The organism is Dietzia kunjamensis (assembly GCF_045689975.1).
Classification (GTDB): Bacteria; Actinomycetota; Actinomycetes; order Mycobacteriales; family Mycobacteriaceae; genus Dietzia; species Dietzia kunjamensis.
In genome coordinates this window covers 3,070,348-3,082,507 of the sequence record NZ_CP143297.1, presented here as the reverse complement: position 1 = coordinate 3,082,507, position 12,160 = coordinate 3,070,348, and the positions used below count along the sequence as shown (strand labels likewise).

The following is a 12,160-nucleotide window of genomic DNA, read 5'->3' as shown; positions in this document are numbered from 1 at the left end:
GGAATGCCACCCGTCGGGGGTCACCGCCGGGGCTGGTCGCCACCATCGACGGGGTAGGCACCCTCGCCCGACCGCTGGTCAGCGGCCTGGTCGAACCCGGACGGCTGCCCCGGCCCGGGAGCCTGGGGCCCGCCGATCGCGGGGGTGTCCTGGCCTGCCGACTGCGAGGGGCTGTCGGGCGCCACGCCACCCTCCGACTCCGGGACCATGTCGAACACGCCGGGCTTGGGCTTGGGCCGGCCCGGCTGCTCGTCCATCACCGAGGTCGTACCCTTGGCCGCCGCCTCCGCGGCGGCCACGGACCGGGCGATCTCCGGGTCGGTGGAGGTGTCGAACCACTCGTCGGGCGCCGACGGCAGATCGGCATCGGAGTCGACGTCGGCCGGCTCGTAGCGGAACACCCCGTCGTCGTCCTTCTTGGCGACGGACTTGACGAAGTTCTCCAGCGAATCGCCGAACTGCGAGGGGATCATCCACATCGTGGCGGCCTCGCCCTTGGCCATCTCCGGAAGGTTCTGCACGTACTGGTAGGCCAGCATCTCCGGCGTGGGCTTGGAGGACTTGACCGCGGCGTTGACCCGGGCGATCGCGGCGGCCTGGCCCTCGGCCACGAGGTAGCGGGCTGCGCGCTCACCCTGGGCGCGCAGCATGCGGGACTGCCGGTCGGCCTCGGCGTTGAGGATCGAGGCCTGCTTGTTGCCCTCGGCGTCGAGGATGGCTGCCTGCTTGGCACCCTGCGCCGTGGTGATCGCGGCTTCGCGCTGTCCCTCGGCGGTGAGGATGGTGGCGCGCTTCTCGCGGTCGGCCTTCATCTGCTTCTCCATCGACTCCTGGATGGACATCGGCGGATCGATGGACCGCAGCTCGACCCGGGCCACGCGCAGGCCCCAGCGTCCGGTCTCGGAGTCGAGCACCCCGCGCAGCTGCTTGTTGATCATGTCGCGGCTGGTGAGCGTCTGCTCGAGGGTGAGCCCACCGACGACGTTGCGCAGGGTGGTGGTGGCCAGCTGTTCGACGGCCACGATGTAGTTGTTGATCTCGTAGACCGCAGCCTTGGGGTCGGTGACCTGGAAGAAGACCACCGTGTCGATGCTCAGTGTGAGGTTGTCCTCCGTGATCATCGACTGCGGCGGGAAGGTCACGACCCGCTCGCGCAGATCGACCTTGGCGCGCACCCGGTCGATGAAGGGGATGATGAGCGTGAGCTGGCCGCTCACGGTGCGTTGGTAACGGCCGAGCCGTTCGATGACCGCGGCCTCCGCCTGGGGGATGAGCTTGACCGAGCTCACCACCACCGAGGCGATGAGGATGACGATGACGGCGAGGAAGATCAAGCCTTCCATGGTTCCTCCGATGCTTCTCGTGCGTGTCCGCTGGCCGGAAACCAGCGCCTTCTAGATGCCACGCACGACGATCGCCGTGGCGCCCTCGATCTGGTGCACGAGGACCTTGTCCCCGGCCTCGAACGTCTCGCCCTCGAGGAGCGGACGCGCGGTCCAGGTGTCGCCCGCGATCTCGACCAGTCCGCCGCCCGCACCGATCGCCTCGACGACGGTGCCGTCCCGGCCGGTGAGCGCGGCGGTGTTGGTGTCGTGCTCGGGGAGTGCGGCGAGCAGGCGCCGCCGGACGAGGGGGCGGACCCCCAGGACGAGGACGAGGGAGACGAGGGCGAACGCCAGGGCCTGCCCCCAGACCGGCGCGCCCAGGAACGCCGCGGCCGAACCGCCGAGGGCGCCGCCGGCGAGCATGAGCATGAACAGCTCGCCCCCGGCCGCCTCTCCGGCGGCGAGCAACACCGCTGCTCCGAGCCAGGCCAGTCCCACATGCATGACACCGAGCCTACCGACAGCGGGCGACGGGCAGGAGGTCTCCTGCGTGCGGGACTAGGCTGCTGGGACGTGTCGACTCTGAAGAAGTTCGCGTGGCTGTCCGTGGCCACGGCGATCGTGACCATCGTGCTCAAGATCGCGGCCTGGTGGGTCACCGGTTCGGTCGGCCTGCTTTCCGACGCCGCGGAGTCCGTGGTCAACCTCGTGGCCGCGGTGATCGCGCTCGGCGCCATCACGGTCGCCGAGCGCCCGGCCGACGACGACCACCAGTACGGCCACTCCAAGGCAGAGTACTTCTCCGCGGGTGTCGAGGGCGCGATGATCTTCGTCGCCGCCGCGTTCATCCTGGTCGTCAGCGTCGAGCGGCTGATCAATCCGGAACCGCTGGAGGCACTCGGCATCGGTCTGGCGATCTCGGTGGGCGCCGCCGTGATCAACGGCGTGGTGGGTGTGGCGCTCGTGCGAGCGGGGACCCGTCACCGGTCACCGACCCTCAAGGCCGACGGGAAGCACCTCATCACCGATGTCATCACGTCTGTCGGCGTCGTCGCCGGGCTGGCACTGGCCTGGGCCACCGGCTGGGAGGTGCTCGACCCGATCGTCGCGATCGGCGTGGGACTGAACATCCTGTTCATCGGCTATCGACTGGTACACGAATCGGGGATGGGTTTGATGGACGCCACGCTCCCCGACGAGGACAACCGGGCGATCGAGGAGGTCCTCGAACGCCACCGCGAACCCGGCCGCGTCGACTTCCACGAACTGCGGACGAGGGAGTCGGGCAGGTGGCGCTTCGTCGAGTTCCACGCGTTGGTGCCCGGTCAGTGGAGCGTCGAACGCGGGCACGACCTCGTGGAGACCGTGGAGCAGGAGATCCACGCGGTCCTGCCGAGCTCGCACATCACCACACACCTCGAGCCGATCGAGGACGAGCGGGCCTACAACGACGTGCACCTGTGATGCGCCGCGCGCAGCCCGGCTACGCGACCTCGGCGGCGGTAGTAGCTCCTGCCCGCGACGTTCTGCTGGTGCCAGTACCCGCGTAGCAGCGGAGGCAGGTCGGGGATCCAGAACCGGTCCTCCAGCGGCGTGACGGGGTCCGTGGCTCCGAGGGGCACGTCCGCGTAGACGATCCCGGGCCCCTCGTCCGTGCGTCTGGTGGCCAGGACCGTGCCCGAGGCGTCGACGATCTGGGTGGCGCCCACGAACTCCGTGGCGTACGGCACCGATGCGTCGGAACCGGGCAACAAAAGGAAATCCGACCGCAGCGTCCCGCAGTGGGAGGCCTGCAGCACGGGCGCGCCCAGCCGCCGGGCGAACTCCGCCGGCGCGTTCTCCGACAGGTCACGGTTGTACCGGGCGAGCGAACCGAGCGCTCGCCCGGTCAGCCCGCCCCAGTTGTCCGGGACCGTCCACCAGTGGGTCCCGGTCACCGCCACCCCGACCCGCCCCCGGAGCCTGCGTACGGTCCCGGTGCGGATCAGCTCCCAGCAGCTCGCCACACCCACCCCGCCGAGCCCGGTGACGAACGCCCCGTCGTCGCTGCCGTCCGCGTAGAAGCCGCCGCCGGTGTAGAAGCAGTTCTCCCACATCGTCGGCAGGTCCTTGTCATGGATGTGCACGCGTCCGTCGGGTTCGACCAGGTGGTAGCGGTTGAACACCTCGTCGTCGTCGGCCACGAGCATCGACCCACCGACGGTGACGGAGTGGCGTGCGGCGAGGCGTCGGAACATCTCGACGGCCACGTTCTCGCGCGGAAGGACCGCGTCGTGGACCCGCCCGCGCATCGGCACCGGCGACGTGCAGAACTCCGGCACCGCGATCAGGCGCGCGCCCCGCCCGGCGGCCTCGACGATCATCTTTTCCAGTCGACCCAGTGTGAGGTCCACGCGCCCCGGCACGCCTTCCAGTTGCACTGCCGCGGCGTGCACCACCTGCGCGTCCATGAGGCCTCCCGTGTGCGATCGCGCGCGATCGAGCGCGCAGGTCAGCGTGCTGTCCTATGGTCGTGAAGCATACAAATCGCGCCCTGCTGTCAAGTGCACTTCGGAAGGATCCATGGAACTCGGCCTCGACACGCGCCTCACCCTGCTCGCCGCGGGTCTCCTCTTCCTGCTGGCGCTCGGCCTGGGGGTGTGGAAGTACCGGCAGATGGCCACCACCGCCGATCACCTCGCCCACCCGTACGTCGACATCGCGCACCGGGCCTCGCTGCTGTACTCGTTCGCGACGCTGCTCATCGCCGCGTTCGTCGAGCTGAGCAGCTGGCCGACCTGGGTGAACCTGACAGCGGCAGCAGTGGTGGTCTTCTTCTTCCTGGTGGCGATCGGCAGCTACATCCTCCACGGCGCGCTGAGGGACACGACCAACCAGTTCGAGCACCCCACAGCGATGCTGCACATCGGCATGGTGGCGCTCATCGTCGGCGAGATGGGCGGGTTCGCGGTGCTGCTGGCGGGGTTCGTCGCGGGGCAGTTCGGGGGCTGAGCCGGCCCGCGGCGGGTTTCGGCGACCGTTCGCCCGGGATGATGCGGTCGGCGGTCGTAGTCTCGGCCGTGTGGGTCATCCGATCATGTTCGACGCCGCGGATCCTCTGCTGACGCGGCTGCGGGAGGTGTGCCTCGCGCTGCCGGACGCCGGCGAGAAGATCTCGCACGGCCGGCCCATCTGGTACACGACCAAGGTGTTCGCGGTGTACGGCGGCTCGGTCAAGGGGGATCACTCGGACCCCCTCCTGGCCCGGGCACTCCTGTTCCTGCCGGATCCGGGGGAGCGCGCGGCGCTGGCGCAGGACGAGCGATTCCACGTCCCGGCGTACTACGGGCCGGCCGGCTGGCTGGCATTGCCGCTGGACGGTGGAGTGGACGGTGGCGGCCGTGGACCGGACTGGGATGAGGTGGCTGAGCTCGTCGAATCCTCGTACCGGCAGACCGCCGGGGGCCGGCGGGTCGCTCGTCTGGACGACCAGCGGGGACGCCCCGGCGACTAGGCTGCACTCATGCCGCTCCGCCCCCGCTCCGAGGCCGCCTCGCCACGCAGGCGCTCGTCCGACGGCATGGACCTGGGGACCCGGGCGCTGGTGCTGGGTGTCGGGGCCCTGGTGATCTCGTGGGTGCCGGTGCTCAACATCATCGCGTTCCTCGCGGGCCTGATGGCCGTCGCGTTCGGCCTGCTCGCCCGCTGGCCCACCGGCTGGCTCACCAACGACGATGCGAACCCACGTCGCGCACTGGCGGGCGTGGTCCTGGGCGTGATCGCCCTGGTGGTGTTCGTGGTGACCGCGGTGCGGTACTCGGCGCTCTAGCGCGCGTTCGACACGACCCAGCCGATCGCGGTGCGCATCCGGCGGGCGAACGTGCCGGGGTGGGTGGCACAGACTGCGTGGCCGGCGTGGATCGGGAACACGGCGCTGTGCGGCAGCAGATCGGCCATCTCGTCCTGGATCCACTGCGGGAACGCGAGGTCACGGGTGGTCTTGACCACTGCGACGGGCAGGGTGAGTTCGTGGAGCCAGGGTGTCGAGTTGAACCCGGCCACCTGGGCGATCACGGTGCGGTGCGTGGCGAGCGAGACCGACGACAACTCGCGCAGCGCCCACGCGTGCGGCCTGAGCGCCTCGTCGTCGACCTGTTCTTCCACCACCTCGCCGACCTCCTCCGGAACGGTGTTGAGCAGCGGCTGGGAGCGGGTGAACCCGCTGAGTGCGACCTTCTCGAGGGCATTGCGCTGTGCGCCCGTCCCGGTGGCGGCCAGCACGAGGCCGCCGAGCCGGGAGGGGTCGCGGCGGGCCGCCAGCTGGGCGACGATCCCGCCCATCGAGTAGCCGCCCACCACCGGTGCCGCCAGGTCGAGGTGGTCGGCGACCCGCAGCACGTCCTCCGCGAGGGTCTCGAACCGGAAATCCCCGTGGAAGCCCTTGCCGTGCCAGCGTTGGTCGAACGTGATGAGCCGGTACTCGCCCCGCAGCCGTTCGAACGTCTGGTACCAGTTCAGCATCCCGGTGGCCGCCATCCCGTGCAGCAGGATCGCCGGTGCGAGGTGCTCCTCGCCGGTGTCGTGGACCTTCGTGGTGACACCGTCCGCGAGCGTGACGATCCGCCCGGGTGGCAGATGCGCCAGGTCGGGGATCATCCGCGGTAGTCGCGCGGCCGTCCGCGGCAGCGAGACGATCGACCTCCTGGACACAGGGCACCTCCTGGTAGTGGTACCCGATTGTGTGTCAACGGGCGGGCGGGCGCATCCGGCCGCGCGGGGGCGCACCTGCGGTCAGTCCACCGAGACCAACCCCCGGTCCTCGAGGAAATCGCGTGCGACCAGCGCGGGATCCTCGCCGTCGACGTCGACACGCATGTTCATCTCCACCATCACCTCGTTGGTGAGGATGTCCACCAGCGGTGCGAGGACGTCCGCGATCTCCGGGTGTGCGTCGAGCATCTCACCGCGGACCACCGTCGCGAGGTTGTAGACGGGGAAGAAGCGCTGGTCGTCCTCCAACACCAGCAGGTCCAGGCCCTTGATCCGGCCGTCGGTGGTGTAGACCTCGCCGAACCGGCACTCCCGGCCGACCGAGGTCGCCTGGTAGATGATCCCCGGCTGCATGATCGGCGTGGGCACGGCGTCCGCGTCGAACCCGTAGGCCTCCGCCAGTCCGGGCCAACCGTCGCGACGCACGGAGAACTCGGTCTCCATGCAGGTCAGGGCCGCCTGGGGGTCGTTCCGGGCCAGTTCGGCGTACTCGGAGAACGTGCGCACCCCGGTCTCCTCGGCGGTGGCCCGGTTCATCGCGAACGAGTAGGTGTTGTCCACGGTGGTGGGGGCCAGCCACCTCAGGTCGTGCTCGGCCAGGTCGGCGTCACGCACCGCCTCCCACTGCCCCTGCGGATCGCGGATGGGGTCGGAGTTGCCCAGGTAACTCATCCACGCGGTGCCGGTGTACTCCATGCCGATGTCGACCTGCCCGGTCACCAACGCCTGGCGGAAACTGTTCGACCCGGCCAGTGACGACATGTCGGACACCTCCATCCCCGCGGCCGCCAGCAGGAACTCCACCAGGTAGGTGGCGATCACGCCCTCGGTGAAGTCCTTGCCGCCGACCGTGATGCGCACTCCCTCCAGCGCGGGGACGGTGCCCTCGGGGCCGGGGCCCACGGGCAGCGGGACGGAACCGCCGTTGTTCAGCCCGCATCCCGTCGCCAGCATCACGGTGGCCAGGAGTGCGGCGACCAGGCGCCTTGTTCGTGTCAACCCTGCCCGCCTCATCCCGGCGCGCGCGGGGATCGTGCCGGTCATCGCAGCCCCTTCGGATTGAACAGGATCTCGCCGACCCCGCCGAGCCAGTCCACGAACAGCGCCAGGCACACCGCCAGCACCGAGCCGACCACGAGGGTGGTGTAGTCCTGCAGCCGGTATCCGGTGTCGATGAAGATCCCCAGCCCGCCGGCGTCGACGAGGAAGCTCAGCGTCGCCGTGCCCACCGCCAGCACGAGGGTGGTGCGCAGGCCGGCGAGGATGAACGGCACCGCGAGCGGCAATTCGACCGTGCGCAGGACCCGTCCGCTCGACATCCCCTGTCCGCGCGCCGCGTCGATGAGTGCGGGGTCGACGTTACGGATCCCCACGATGGTGTTCCGCAGCACCGGCAACAGGGAGTAGAACGCGACCGGCAGCACACCGATCCAGAACCCTGTCCGGTTGGTGGCGAGGAACAGCAGCACGATCAGCCCGATCGCGGGCGCCGCCTGGCCGATGTTGGCGAACCCCACCGCCACCGGTGCGAGGAACCGCGTGCGCCTGCGGGTGAGCAGGATCCCCAGCGGCACGCCGACCGCCACGACGATCGCCACGACCGTCACCGTGATCTGCACGTGCTCGAGCGTGCGCTGGGTGATGGAGGAGGCGTTGAGCGAGGCCTTCTGCGTCTCGTCCAGCTCGCCGGCCAGCGCCCACCACAGCACGCCGACGGCCGCGGCCACGATGATCAGTGGCTGCACGATCAGCCGCGCGGAGTCCTGGAGGGCGGCCCCACGACCAGCGGAGCCCCCACGCGTCGCCGTGGCGGGGGCGCTCACGGCGCCACGTCCTGCTCGGCGAGGCCCTCGTCGTTGTGCCGGTGGTGGATACGCCGCAACTCGGCGACCAGGTCGTCGATCCCGATGGTGCCGCAGTAGGCCCCGTCCCGGTCCACGACCACCGTGGTGGCGCTCGCCGTGGACAGCAGTCCGTCCAGCGCCTCCTGCAGCGAGGAGTCGACCGTCACGGTGCCGGTGATCGGCAACCCGCCCGAGCCCAGGTCCGGCATTCGCGACACCCGGTCCCCGCGCACCCAGCGCAGGGGGCGGCCGGCGTCGTCGAGCACCACGGCCCACTCGTCGCTGGTTCCGCGCAACCGGGCCGCGAAGTCGGTCGGGCTCTCGGAGGCCCTCGCCGTCGTCGCCCCTTGTAGTTCCACGTCCCCCACGCGGCGGAGGGTCAGGGTCTTCAGCGCGGCGTCGTCGCCGATGAACCCGCTCACCGTCTCGTCGGCGGGGTTGGTGAGGATCGCCTCCGGGGTGTCGAACTGCAGCACCGACGATCCGGGGCCGAGCACCGCGATCCGGTCTCCGAGCTTGACCGCCTCCGAGAAGTCGTGGGTGACGAAGACGATGGTCTTGTGTAGCTCGTCTTGCAGCCGCACGAGCTCGTCCTGCAGTGACGTGCGCGTGATGGGGTCGACCGCGCCGAACGGCTCGTCCATGAGCAGCACCGGCGGGTCCGCGGCCAGCGCCCGGGCCACGCCGACGCGCTGCTGCTGACCACCGGAGAGCTGCGCGGGGTAGCGGTCGCGGTAGTCCGACGGGTCCAGGCCGACCAGTTCCAGCATCTGGTCCACCCGCTCACGGACGCGCGACTTCTTCCACTTGAGCAGCCGCGGGACGGTGCCGACGTTCTGCGCGACCGTCATGTGCGGGAACAGTCCGGAGGCCTGGATGGCGTAGCCGATGCTGCGGCGCAGGGTGTCGGCGTCGAGGGTCCGGTTGTCCTCGCCGTCGATCGTGATCGTGCCGGAGGTGGGCTCGATGAGGCGGTTGATCATCCGCATCGTGGTGGTCTTGCCGCAGCCGGACGGGCCCACGAACACGGTGGTCCGCCCGGCCGGCAGTTCGAGCGAGACGTGGTCCACCGCCGGGCGCTCCTGACCGGGGTAGACCTTGGTGACGTCGTCCAACACGATCGGCACGCCGGATACGGGTTCTGAGGTGCTCACTGGTTCCCCCTGATGGTGAGACGTCCGAGCAGGACGAGGAGCGCGTCGAGGACGAGCGCGAGGACGACGATGAGCACGGTCGCGGTGAGCGCCATCGGCAGCGCGGTGGGCGTGCCGACCCGGGACAGGGCCGCGAAGATGAGGTTGCCCAGCCCCGGGCCCTTGGCGTACGCGGCGATGGCGAGGATGCCCATCGACATCTGGGTGGAGATGCGGATCCCGGCGAGGATGGACGGCCACGCCAGCGGGATCTCGACCCGGCCCAGCACCCCGATTCGGCTCATCCCCACCCCTCGGGCGGCGTCGACGGTCGCCGCGGGCACGGCGTCCAGGCCGACGATGGTGTTGCGCAGGATCGGCAGCACCGCGTAGATCACCAGTGCGGTCATGGTGGGCAGGACGCCCAGTCCGAGGACCGGGATGAGCAGGCCGAGCAGCGCGAACGACGGGACGGTCAGGGCGGTGGCGGCCAGGCCGGTGGCGATCGCGGACCCCGACCGACTGCGGTAGACGGCCACCCCGAGCGCGACCGAGAGCAGCGTCGCGATGAGCACGGCCTGCACGGTGGCACTGATGTGCTGCCACGAGTCCGTCGCGAGCTGGAAGCGGCGGGTGGAGATGAAGTCCATCAGGGCGGTCATCGCATCTCGGCTCCGTCCGTGGGTGGTGCGTTCCGTGTTCGGGTGCGCCCACGGTAGCCGTATCGGCGGGCGTAGAGGGCGCACATGCGCCGATCCGTCGGGACGGTGGCGGGGCGTGGTGCACCATGGGGGCATGACGTCACGGCCCGCACGCCCCCTGGATCACGACCTGACCGAGCGCCTCGACGAGCTCCTCGCCGCCAGTGGCCGCATCGCCCGCCGGCACTTCCACGGTGACCTCGAGTCGTTGGCCGCCGCGGACAAGAACGGCGTGGCAGGCGACGGCGGGAACGGCGACGGCTGGGCCGGGAACGGCGCGACGGACGGGCGCTACGACCCGGTGACCGAGGCCGACCGCGCGATCGAGGCGCTGCTGCGGGCGGGGATCTCGAACGTCTACCCGGGCGACCGGATCGTGGGGGAGGAGAACGGCGAGACCGGGCCGGCCGGCGCCGCCCGGACCTGGTACCTGGACCCGATCGACGGCACCAAGGCGTTCATGACGGGCATGGCCGGGTGGGGCACGCTCGTCGGCGTGGTGGAGGACGGCCGCGCCGTGGCCGGGTGGATGGACCAGCCGGTCCTGGGCGAGACCTTCGCGGCGGTGCACGGTCGCGCCACCGTGCGGCGCCGCTCGGACGGTCCGGGTGCGATCGACCTGCGCGCGTCGGGGTGCACGGAGCTGTCCGAGGCGATCATGTACACCACCCACCCGTCCATGTTCGGTGACGACGGCGAGGTGCGCAGCCGCTACGACGAGCTCGGCCGCCGGGTCCGCCTGCAGCGCTTCGGCGGGGACTGCTACGCCTACTGCATGCTCGCCGCGGGGCGTGTCGATCTGGTCGTGGAGGCCGACCTGAACTCGTACGACATCGTGGCGCTGATCCCGATCATCGAGGCCGCGGGCGGCGTGATCACCGGCCCGGACGGCCGCCAGCCGCTCGAGGGCGGCACGGTCGTGGCGGCCGCGACCCCGGAGCTGGCGGAGCAGGCGTGGGCGGTGCTGGGCACGGACCTGGGGTGACCGAGCCGCTCTTCGGCGTCGACCGCGAGCCCACCATCCTGGGCCCCGGTGCGGTGCACGTGCCCGACTGGCTGAGCCGCGAGCAGCAGGAGTTCCTCCTCCGGGCGTGCGTGGACTGGGCCGCGGTGCGCGTGCCGCGCTCGATCGTGCTGCCAGGCGGGGGCCGGATGTCGGTGCGCACGTTCAGCCTGGGACGCCACTGGGTGCCGTACCGGTACGACGACGACGAGGTGGTCCCGCCGGTCCCGGACTGGCTGGTGCGGGCGGCGCGGAACGGGTTCGCGGCCGCAGCGGCGGTGGATCCCGCGGTCACCGGGCCCGCCGACCGGACCGCCGACCCCGTCCCCGCCTACACCCCGGACACCGCCCTCGTGAACCTCTACGGCCGTGGAGCCACGATGGGCCTGCACCAGGACCGGGACGAGGCGAGCACGGCACCCGTCGTCTCGCTGAGCCTCGGTGATGCGTGCACGTTCCGCTTCGGGACCCCGGAGCACCGCGGGCGCCCGTACACCGACGTGCGCCTGGAGTCGGGCGACCTCGTGGTGTTCGGCGGGCCGTCGCGGATGGCCTTCCACGGCGTACCGAAGGTCTTCGACGGCACCGCCCCGGCGTGGTGCCGCGAGGTGCTGGGCGCGGAGCCGGGGAGGGTCAACATCACGCTGCGGGAAACCCGGCCGCCTACGCTGGGCGGATGACGTCAGGGCAGACCCCGTCCGCCGGCCGGAGCCGGACCGTTCTCGTGGTGGCGCTCGTCGCCGTCCTGGCGGTGGTCGCCGCGGTCGTGACGGTGGTCGTCTCGTCGGCGACGTACTCCCCGGGGGTGCGCACCCTGTCCCCGAAGATCCAGGTGGCGGCGGGTTCCGATCACGTGGATCCCTACGCAGGCCTGGTGATCCGCGTCCCCGAGGGGTGGCGCGCGGAGTCGGGGGAGCTGGTCTTCGGCAGTACCGTCATGAGTCCGGTCGCGGCTGCCGACGATCCGAGCCGCTCGGACGGCGTCGTGTTGGTGGGGCAGCTCACCGAGGACCTGTTCGACCCGGAGAACCCGGACAACCAGCTCGCGGCGCTCGCGCTGGCCAACGGGATGGGTCAGTTCCTGCTCCCCGTCCCGGGGCGGCCGGTCGAGGAGCGGATCGAACCGCTCTCCACGCGCGTCGGCGACGGCTGGTCGGTGTCGTTCCGGGTGCTCCCCACGGTCCCACAGGACATCATCGGCCCGGAGGGCGCGCTGGTGTACTCGGCGGTCGTCGGCGAGGGCGCGCAGCGCTTCTGGCTGACCTACGTCAGTCGTCCGGGCGACGGCACCATGGCGTCGCCGCACGCGGAGTGGGCGGACGAGATCGTCGAGCGTCTGCGGCCCTCCGAGGCGTACTACGCGCCACTGGGCCCGGGGGAATCGACCGCCGAACCGGCCTGAGGC

General features: G+C 70.9%; 15 protein-coding genes. 7 read left to right on the top strand and 8 right to left on the bottom strand.

Annotated features, from left to right (window positions below; translation table 11 throughout):
- Positions 1 to 20: 20 nt before the first annotated feature.
- Positions 21 to 1,343 carry an SPFH domain-containing protein gene (locus VZF99_RS14420; protein ID WP_253002603.1) on the bottom strand — a complete coding sequence of 441 codons (1,323 nt, stop codon included), beginning with the start codon at positions 1,341 to 1,343 and terminating at the stop codon, positions 21 to 23.
- A gap of 51 nt (positions 1,344 to 1,394) precedes the next feature.
- On the bottom strand, positions 1,395 to 1,829 hold the full coding sequence (locus tag VZF99_RS14415; protein WP_069389913.1) for an NfeD family protein: 435 nt from the start codon (positions 1,827 to 1,829) through the stop codon (positions 1,395 to 1,397).
- Positions 1,830 to 1,898: 69 nt separating this feature from the next.
- Between VZF99_RS14415 and VZF99_RS14410 the strand changes: the two genes are divergently transcribed.
- Complete coding sequence (locus VZF99_RS14410; protein WP_120285284.1) at positions 1,899 to 2,789, top strand: cation diffusion facilitator family transporter; 891 nt, start codon at positions 1,899 to 1,901, stop codon at positions 2,787 to 2,789.
- On the opposite strand, the gene VZF99_RS14405 is transcribed toward VZF99_RS14410, so the two are convergent.
- The gene (locus VZF99_RS14405; RefSeq protein WP_187353595.1) at positions 2,768 to 3,775 is read right to left on the bottom strand and encodes a carbon-nitrogen hydrolase family protein; all 1,008 of its coding nucleotides are present in this window, start codon (positions 3,773 to 3,775) and stop codon (positions 2,768 to 2,770) included. The two genes, VZF99_RS14410 and VZF99_RS14405, sit on opposite strands and share 22 nt — an antisense overlap.
- Positions 3,776 to 3,887: 112 nt before the next feature.
- Between VZF99_RS14405 and VZF99_RS14400 the strand changes: the two genes are divergently transcribed.
- From VZF99_RS14400 to VZF99_RS14390, 3 genes are all read left to right on the top strand, one after another.
- Positions 3,888 to 4,316 carry a hypothetical protein gene (locus VZF99_RS14400; protein WP_407335160.1) on the top strand — a complete coding sequence of 143 codons (429 nt, stop codon included), beginning with the start codon at positions 3,888 to 3,890 and terminating at the stop codon, positions 4,314 to 4,316.
- A gap of 70 nt (positions 4,317 to 4,386) precedes the next feature.
- Positions 4,387 to 4,818: an MmcQ/YjbR family DNA-binding protein gene (locus VZF99_RS14395; protein ID WP_407335159.1), complete on the top strand. Its 432-nt coding sequence runs from the start codon at positions 4,387 to 4,389 to the stop codon at positions 4,816 to 4,818.
- Between the two features lie 9 nt (positions 4,819 to 4,827).
- Positions 4,828 to 5,133: a hypothetical protein gene (locus VZF99_RS14390; RefSeq protein WP_067719096.1), complete on the top strand. Its 306-nt coding sequence runs from the start codon at positions 4,828 to 4,830 to the stop codon at positions 5,131 to 5,133.
- On the opposite strand, the gene VZF99_RS14385 is transcribed toward VZF99_RS14390, so the two are convergent.
- The 5 genes from VZF99_RS14385 to VZF99_RS14365 all read right to left on the bottom strand — a co-directional run bounded on the left by VZF99_RS14385 (position 5,130) and on the right by VZF99_RS14365 (position 9,713).
- A complete protein-coding gene (locus VZF99_RS14385) occupies positions 5,130 to 6,014 on the bottom strand; it encodes an alpha/beta fold hydrolase (RefSeq protein ID WP_407335158.1) in 885 nt (294 codons plus the stop codon). The two genes, VZF99_RS14390 and VZF99_RS14385, sit on opposite strands and share 4 nt — an antisense overlap.
- Positions 6,015 to 6,095: 81 nt before the next feature.
- The gene (locus VZF99_RS14380) at positions 6,096 to 7,118 is read right to left on the bottom strand and encodes a glycine betaine ABC transporter substrate-binding protein (RefSeq protein WP_407335157.1); all 1,023 of its coding nucleotides are present in this window, start codon (positions 7,116 to 7,118) and stop codon (positions 6,096 to 6,098) included.
- Positions 7,115 to 7,897 (bottom strand): ABC transporter permease, encoded by a 783-nt coding sequence (locus tag VZF99_RS14375; protein ID WP_154830218.1) that lies wholly within the window; start codon positions 7,895 to 7,897, stop codon positions 7,115 to 7,117. Before VZF99_RS14375 ends, VZF99_RS14380 begins: the two co-directional genes overlap by 4 nt.
- Positions 7,894 to 9,072 carry an ABC transporter ATP-binding protein gene (locus tag VZF99_RS14370; protein ID WP_407335156.1) on the bottom strand — a complete coding sequence of 393 codons (1,179 nt, stop codon included), beginning with the start codon at positions 9,070 to 9,072 and terminating at the stop codon, positions 7,894 to 7,896. The genes VZF99_RS14375 and VZF99_RS14370 overlap by 4 nt, the downstream gene beginning before the upstream one ends.
- Positions 9,069 to 9,713, bottom strand: coding sequence for an ABC transporter permease (locus VZF99_RS14365; RefSeq protein ID WP_067719103.1), 645 nt, complete (start codon positions 9,711 to 9,713; stop codon positions 9,069 to 9,071). Before VZF99_RS14365 ends, VZF99_RS14370 begins: the two co-directional genes overlap by 4 nt.
- Before the next feature lie 133 nt (positions 9,714 to 9,846).
- On the opposite strand from VZF99_RS14365, the gene VZF99_RS14360 reads away from it, so the two are divergent.
- Genes VZF99_RS14360 through VZF99_RS14350 form a run of 3 tightly spaced genes read left to right on the top strand, consistent with a single transcriptional unit; the run spans position 9,847 to position 12,157 of the window.
- Complete coding sequence (locus VZF99_RS14360; RefSeq protein WP_407335155.1) at positions 9,847 to 10,737, top strand: inositol monophosphatase family protein; 891 nt, start codon at positions 9,847 to 9,849, stop codon at positions 10,735 to 10,737.
- Positions 10,734 to 11,435, top strand: coding sequence for an alpha-ketoglutarate-dependent dioxygenase AlkB family protein (locus VZF99_RS14355; RefSeq protein WP_407335154.1), 702 nt, complete (start codon positions 10,734 to 10,736; stop codon positions 11,433 to 11,435). The genes VZF99_RS14360 and VZF99_RS14355 overlap by 4 nt, the downstream gene beginning before the upstream one ends.
- A complete protein-coding gene (locus VZF99_RS14350) occupies positions 11,432 to 12,157 on the top strand; it encodes an APA family fibronectin-binding glycoprotein (RefSeq protein ID WP_407335153.1) in 726 nt (241 codons plus the stop codon). The genes VZF99_RS14355 and VZF99_RS14350 overlap by 4 nt, the downstream gene beginning before the upstream one ends.
- The last annotated feature ends 3 nt before the right edge of the window (positions 12,158 to 12,160 follow it).

Coding starts and splice junctions, on each gene's coding strand:
- VZF99_RS14420 (WP_253002603.1), bottom strand. CDS start 1,343: ATGGAAGGCTTGATCTTCCTCGCCGTCATCGTCATCCTCATCGCCTCG.
- VZF99_RS14415 (WP_069389913.1), bottom strand. CDS start 1,829: ATGCATGTGGGACTGGCCTGGCTCGGAGCAGCGGTGTTGCTCGCCGCC.
- VZF99_RS14405 (WP_187353595.1), bottom strand. CDS start 3,775: ATGGACGCGCAGGTGGTGCACGCCGCGGCAGTGCAACTGGAAGGCGTG.
- VZF99_RS14400 (WP_407335160.1), top strand. CDS start 3,888: ATGGAACTCGGCCTCGACACGCGCCTCACCCTGCTCGCCGCGGGTCTC.
- VZF99_RS14390 (WP_067719096.1), top strand. CDS start 4,828: ATGCCGCTCCGCCCCCGCTCCGAGGCCGCCTCGCCACGCAGGCGCTCG.
- VZF99_RS14380 (WP_407335157.1), bottom strand. CDS start 7,118: ATGACCGGCACGATCCCCGCGCGCGCCGGGATGAGGCGGGCAGGGTTG.
- VZF99_RS14365 (WP_067719103.1), bottom strand. CDS start 9,713: ATGACCGCCCTGATGGACTTCATCTCCACCCGCCGCTTCCAGCTCGCG.
- VZF99_RS14360 (WP_407335155.1), top strand. CDS start 9,847: ATGACGTCACGGCCCGCACGCCCCCTGGATCACGACCTGACCGAGCGC.
- VZF99_RS14350 (WP_407335153.1), top strand. CDS start 11,432: ATGACGTCAGGGCAGACCCCGTCCGCCGGCCGGAGCCGGACCGTTCTC.